Source organism: Paenibacillus sp. F024, assembly GCF_057814255.1.
This window is the reverse complement of record NZ_JBVASZ010000071.1, coordinates 1-6,407: the sequence shown is the minus strand read 5'-3', so window position 1 is coordinate 6,407 and position 6,407 is coordinate 1. Positions and strand designations below refer to the sequence as shown.

Genomic DNA, 6,407 nt, shown 5'->3' with positions numbered 1-6,407 from the left:
CAACATGAGAAACACCGCGCTTTCTGCTTAATCATATCATTGCCTATATTATACCACATTACCGCGGTGTCGTGATAAATTATTATTGTAAATAGAAAGACTGTTGAGACTTTCTCAACAGTCTGAACGATCCTTTTCAGGATCGCTGTTTTTTGGTTGTTATGTACCATTTATGATATAAATGGCGGAGAGGGTGGGATTCGAACCCACGGTGACCTCACGACCACGGCGGTTTTCAAGACCGCTGCCTTAAACCACTCGACCACCTCTCCGGGTGACAACAAGCATTGTATCACAAAAACTTAAGCATTATCAAGTTCTATTTTTTACTGATTTTCGTTACATTACCCATATACGGCTGAAGCACTTCCGGAATTAATACACTGCCGTCTTCCTGTTGGTAATTCTCCAGAATGGCAGCTACGGTTCGGCCAATAGCCAACCCCGATCCGTTGAGCGTATGCACGAATTCCGGCTTCGCTTTGGCGTCCCGGCGGAAACGAATATTTGCTCGGCGTGCTTGGAAATCCTCAAAGTTACTGCAGGACGAAATCTCGCGATACGTATTGCTGCTCGGCAGCCATACCTCAAGATCGTACGTCTTGGCCGACGAGAAGCCCATATCGCCCGTACAGAGCGATAAAACACGGTAAGGCAGCCGAAGCAGCTGAAGCACCTTCTCTGCGTCCATCGTCAGCTTCTCAAGCTCCTCATTGGACTGCTCCGGGGCGGTCAGCTTCACCAGTTCAATCTTGTTGAATTGATGCTGTCTGATCAGCCCACGAGTATCGCGTCCGGCTGAACCGGCCTCTGAACGGAAGCAGGCGCTGAACGCTACAAAATACTTCGGCAAATCCTCCAAGGAAAGAATATCATCCCGATGATAGTTGGTCACCGGAACTTCAGCCGTAGGAATCAAGAAATAATCGGTTCCTTCCAGCTGAAAAACATCCTCTGCAAACTTTGGCAGCTGGCCCGTTCCCATTAAACTATCGCGGTTTACGATATACGGCGGAAGCATCTCTTGATACCCATGCTGGTCAGCATGCAGGTCCATCATAAAGTTCATTAAAGCCCGCTCTAGTCGTGCACCAAGCCCTTTATAAAATACAAAGCGTGAACCTGTCACCTTTGCAGCGGATTCAAAATCCAATATATCCAGATACTGCGCCAATTCCCAATGCGGCTTCGCCTCGAACGAAAAACCTGCCACTTCACCCACACGGCGAATTTCTACGTTGTCTTCCTCGGATGCTCCTACCGGCACCCCGTCTTGAGGAACATTAGGAATAGCCAGCACGATCGCATCGAGCTCCGATTCCAGAACGCGAATTTCTTCATCCAGCGTTTTGATACGGTCTCCGACAACCTTCATTTCTTCAATCAGATGATTCGCATCTTCTTTAGCCTTCTTCAGCTGAGCCACTTCCTGCGATACTACATTGCGGCGGTTTTTCAGCTGTTCCACTTCTTGTAAAAGTTCTCTGCGCTTTAAATCCAGACTGGTAAAACGGTCCAGCTCCTCGAGGTTGCTTCCACCCCGATTTTTCATAGCCTGTTTTACTTTATCCATATCGCTGCGCAGCAATTTTACATCCAACAAGGAGATCCCTCCTACCTCGTCTCACGTACCATGTCTATAAAATAAGCGTGCATCCGCTCATCATCGGTTAATTCCGGATGAAACGAGGCTGCCAACAAATGCCCTTGTCTAGCGGCCACGATCTGGTCACGATAGGTTGATAGCACGTCCACATTATCGCCCACCTTGAGAATCAAAGGAGCGCGAATAAATACAGCGCGAACATCCTTATCGATACCTTTGATATCCAAGTCCGTTTCAAAGCTTTCACGCTGCCGCCCAAAAGCGTTTCGCTGCACCTCGATATCCATCAGCCCCAGGTGCGCCTCTTCCTGCTCAGCAATGCTTTTTGCAAGAACAATCAAGCCCGCACAGGTGCCGAAAACCGGCTTGCCCTGCCGCGAAAATTCGCGTAGGGCATCCAGAAATTGATAGGTCCGCATGAGCTTGCCGATCGTAGTGCTTTCCCCGCCGGGAATAATGATTCCGTCGATCTCCTGCAGCTGCTCCACTCTTTTAACGGCTACGCCCTGAGCCCCGGCTTTTTCGATCATGTTAATATGTTCAGCTACGGCACCCTGCAGCGCTAAAACTCCGATGTTCATCTCACACTACCTTCTTCCCGAACCAAACAAAAAATGGATTACCAACCGCGCTCTTGCATCCGCTCGGATGCGTGCAGCTTGGAGATTTCAATACCCTTCATCGGCGTTCCGAGATTTTTCGAAATATTTGCAATCAGCTCGTAATCGGTATAGTGCGTAGTTGCTTCAACAATCGCTTTTGCAAATTTTTCAGGGTTGTCCGATTTAAAAATACCGGAGCCTACAAATACGCCGTCCGAACCTAAATGCATCATCAGCGCGGCATCAGCAGGTGTAGCCACACCGCCTGCAGCAAAGTTTACAACGGGAAGACGTCCTGTTTCGTGTACTTGAAGCAGCAGCTCATACGGAGCTCCCAGGTTTTTCGCTTCAGCCATCAGCTCGTCTTTGGACAACGACTGGATTTTGCGAATTTGTCCTGTAATCATACGCATATGACGAACCGCTTCAACGATATTTCCCGTTCCCGGCTCACCCTTTGTACGAATCATCGATGCGCCTTCCCCGATTCTGCGAAGCGCTTCGCCAAGATCTCTTGCACCGCAAACGAACGGTACAGTGAACTCATGCTTGTTAATATGGAACACTTCATCCGCCGGAGTAAGGACTTCGCTCTCATCGATATAGTCTACGCCCATCGATTCCAGCACTTTTGCCTCTACATAATGGCCGATACGTGCTTTTGCCATAACAGGGATGGATACGACCTTCATTACCTCTTCTACGATCGTAGGATCCGCCATACGAGCGACACCGCCGGCCGCACGAATATCAGAAGGCACTCTTTCCAGTGCCATAACAGCGGATGCGCCGGCCGCTTCAGCGATACGGGCCTGCTCCGCGCTCATAACGTCCATGATGACGCCGCCTTTTTGCATTTCAGCCATACCTTTTTTAACGCGCGATGTACCTGTTTCCATTTCCGAATCCTCCCACAACATATCGATTTATTTCCACGATCCGCCTAAATAGGACAAACTAACTAAACAAATATTTTACATCAAGAGCGCCAAATAAACAACCCGTTTTATCGGATTTTGTCAACCGGTGACGCCTTTGACAGTATCCACAAAAAAGTCCTTAATCGCTCTGAAGAACAACCGGATCCAGCTTCCTTGCTCCACGTCAGCGGCCGCCACCAGATTGGCAGTCTGTTCTTTGCCATCATAGGTGATTTTTACCGTACCAAGCACCTGACCCTGGGTAATGGGAGCAACAAGCTTGCTATCCTCTGCGGGTGCCGCTGTAATGGTGAACTGGTCAGCCGCGGCGCCTTTTTTGGCAACAATGGAAACTGCGTTTTCCGTAACAACCGGTACTTGTGTTTCCACACCCTTCTTAATATTCACTGTTTTCATGGAATCTATTTCAGCTTTCGCACCCAGGACCTGTTTCAATTCGAAATTGGTGAAGCCATAATCGAGTACCTTGCGGGTCTCTTCAAACCGGCTCGGCTCCGTTGGAGTTCCCATTACAACGCTGATTAGCCTCATCCCATTGCGTTCCGCCGTTCCCGTAAAGCAATACCCTGCTTCCTTCGTGCTCCCTGTTTTTAGACCGTCGAGACCTTCATAAGCATACCGCTTAAAATTGATCGTGTTGCGATTATCCCACAGCATCCAGTTCCAGTTGATCATCGGTGCTGCATCTCTCTCGCGGAACTTTTTTGCCGGGATTTTCGTATATTCCAGCACTTCCTTATGATCCTTCAAAATGTTGTAGGCAATAATAGCCGCATCTCTTGCAGAAAGGAGCGTTTCCCCCTGCAATTCCTTCGGAGCGTACTGACCGAGGTCGGCTCGATTTAACCCCGTTGCATTAATAAAATGAGCCTCTTCCGACAAACCGAATTCTTTGGCTTTCTCGTTCATCATTTTAGCGAAATTCTCTTCCGTTCCGCCTATTTGCTCGGCTAGCGCTACTGCCGCATCATTTGCCGAGTATATGGATAATGCGGAGAACATATCATCTACTGTAGCCTGTTCCCCATCGGCCAACAAAATTTGTGAACCGATGACGTCGGATGCGTATTTGCTGGTGGTTACCATGCTCGATTTTTCGATTTTTCCGGATTTTATTGCCTCCATGACTAAATATTCTGTCATCATCTTAGCCATACTTGCTGGAGGCAAGGCTTCGTCAGCGTTATATTCATATAAAATCTGGCCTGTGCTCGCTTCCATCAATATAGCGGATTTTGCATTAAGCTTTAAATCCACAGGGGTATCCGCCGCTTGAACCGGTGTTGGCTGAACCAGAGTAAGTGACGCGTTTAACAATAGGGTGACAGCTACGACAGAACAAATTCTTTTTACATAACGAAACAACCATCTCACTCCCAGTTTTAAAATTTCATCTAATGCATAAACAAGCCTGTTTTATTGTACCACATGCCTGTGAAGCTGTACAAAAACAAGAAACGGAAGCCATAGCTTCCGTCTTGTATGTTATGTGTGGTTCAATTTTATAGAGAGTAGTTTGGTGCTTCCTTGGTAATCTGAATGTCATGCGGATGGCTTTCCCGAAGGCCGGCACCCGTGATACGAATGAATGTTGTTTCGTTGATGAGCGCGTTGATGTCTTTCGCTCCGCAGTATCCCATACCTGACCGGAGGCCGCCAACCAATTGATAGAGCGTGTCTGCCAAAGGTCCTTTGTACGGTACCCGTCCCTCGATTCCTTCTGGAACCAGTTTGCTTTCGTTCTCCTGAAAATAGCGATCCTTACTGCCTTCTTTCATCGCTCCAAGAGAGCCCATGCCGCGGTAAACTTTGAACCGGCGGCCTTGGAAAATTTCCGATTCGCCCGGACTTTCTTCGGTTCCTGCAAACAGGCTACCGATCATTACTGCACTGGCCCCTGCCGCGATGGCTTTGGCAACGTCCCCTGAGTACTTTATGCCGCCGTCTGCAATAATCGGCACTTGATATTCTCTCGCGACCGAAGCACAGTCAAAAATGGCTGTAATCTGCGGTACGCCGATTCCTGCAATAATCCGTGTCGTACAGATCGATCCAGGACCGATCCCGACTTTAACGATGCTTGCTCCAGCTTCGATCAAGTCTCTTGTTCCTTCACCGGTAGCTACGTTACCGGCACAAATCGGCAGGTCCGGATATTGTTCACGAATTTTCTTTACCGTATTGAGAATATTGATATGATGCCCGTGGGCGGAATCTACAACGATCAAATCAACCCCTGCGTCGACCAGTGCAGCCGTCCGTTCCATCACATCTTTGGATACGCCGACCGCCGCACCTGCGAGCAGCCTGCCATGCTTATCCTTCGCCGCGTTCGGGAATTGAATTGCTTTTTCAATATCCTTAATCGTGATAAGGCCTTTTAAAATCATGTTCTCATCAACCAAAGGCAGCTTCTCGATCTTGTGTTTCTGCAGAAGCACTTCAGCCTCTTGAAGCGTAGTTCCCACAGGAGCCGTTACAAGCTCTTCTCTTGTCATTACTTCTTTAATCTTGATGGAGTAATCATGGACAAAACGAAGATCACGGTTTGTCAAAATACCAACCAATTTGTTGTTCTCATCACAAATCGGTACTCCGGAGATCCGGTATTTAGCCATTAATGCTTCGGCGTCATAAACATGGTGCTCCGGTGTTAGAGAGAATGGATTCGTGATAACGCCACTCTCGGAGCGCTTCACGCGATCAACTTCCTCCGCTTGTTGAGCAATCGTCATGTTTTTATGAATGATACCAATTCCGCCTTCTCGAGCCATAGCAATAGCTAACGCGGATTCCGTTACTGTATCCATCGCCGAGCTGAGAAACGGAATGTTTAGCTTGATTTGATTAGTCAAATGAGTTGAAATATCAATTTCTTTACCGAAAACGTCCGATTTACGCGGAACAAGCAAAACGTCGTCAAATGTCAGTCCTTCTTTAGCAAACTTAGTTTCCCACACAAAATGATCCTCCTTATTTACATCCCGAAAGATATTATTGCAATCTTATCAAAAGCCCATTTTTGGTGTCAAGCACAAAGTCGTGAAGATTTTCAATGTTTTTCATAACTAGTATGCCAATTTACACAAAAAAGAGCCTCTTCGGATCAATATCCAAAAAGACTCTTTTTGTGCTTGGCGACGTTCTACTCTCCCAGGACCCTGCGGTCCAAGTACCATCGACGCTGGAAGGCTTAACGGTCGTGTTCGGTATGGGTACGCGTGGTTCCCTTCCGCCATCATCACCAAACTAAGAGTT

The 6,407-nt window shown here is 47.8% G+C and carries 5 protein-coding genes, 1 tRNA gene and 1 rRNA gene; all 7 read right to left on the bottom strand.

Features of this window, described 5'->3' with window-relative positions; all coding sequences use genetic code 11:
- Positions 1-182: 182 nt before the first annotated feature.
- Positions 183-272, bottom strand: a tRNA-Ser gene (locus ACZYR9_RS27050).
- A gap of 47 nt (positions 273-319) precedes the next feature.
- On the bottom strand, positions 320-1,603 hold the full coding sequence (serS, locus tag ACZYR9_RS27045) for a serine--tRNA ligase (protein ID WP_488981452.1): 1,284 nt from the start codon (positions 1,601-1,603) through the stop codon (positions 320-322).
- 11 nt (positions 1,604-1,614) lie between these two features.
- Complete coding sequence (gene pdxT / locus ACZYR9_RS27040) at positions 1,615-2,187, bottom strand: pyridoxal 5'-phosphate synthase glutaminase subunit PdxT (protein ID WP_488981451.1); 573 nt, start codon at positions 2,185-2,187, stop codon at positions 1,615-1,617.
- A 38-nt stretch (positions 2,188-2,225) separates the two neighbouring features.
- Positions 2,226-3,107: a pyridoxal 5'-phosphate synthase lyase subunit PdxS gene (gene pdxS / locus ACZYR9_RS27035; protein WP_488981450.1), complete on the bottom strand. Its 882-nt coding sequence runs from the start codon at positions 3,105-3,107 to the stop codon at positions 2,226-2,228.
- Positions 3,108-3,227: 120 nt separating this feature from the next.
- Complete coding sequence (locus ACZYR9_RS27030) at positions 3,228-4,523, bottom strand: D-alanyl-D-alanine carboxypeptidase family protein (RefSeq protein WP_488981449.1); 1,296 nt, start codon at positions 4,521-4,523, stop codon at positions 3,228-3,230.
- A 128-nt stretch (positions 4,524-4,651) separates the two neighbouring features.
- The gene (gene guaB, locus ACZYR9_RS27025; protein ID WP_488981448.1) at positions 4,652-6,109 is read right to left on the bottom strand and encodes an IMP dehydrogenase; all 1,458 of its coding nucleotides are present in this window, start codon (positions 6,107-6,109) and stop codon (positions 4,652-4,654) included.
- A gap of 172 nt (positions 6,110-6,281) precedes the next feature.
- Positions 6,282-6,398, bottom strand: a 5S ribosomal RNA gene (rrf, locus tag ACZYR9_RS27020).
- Positions 6,399-6,407 lie beyond the last annotated feature (9 nt).

Coding starts and splice junctions, on each gene's coding strand:
- pdxT (WP_488981451.1), bottom strand. CDS start 2,187: ATGAACATCGGAGTTTTAGCGCTGCAGGGTGCCGTAGCTGAACATATT.
- pdxS (WP_488981450.1), bottom strand. CDS start 3,107: ATGGAAACAGGTACATCGCGCGTTAAAAAAGGTATGGCTGAAATGCAA.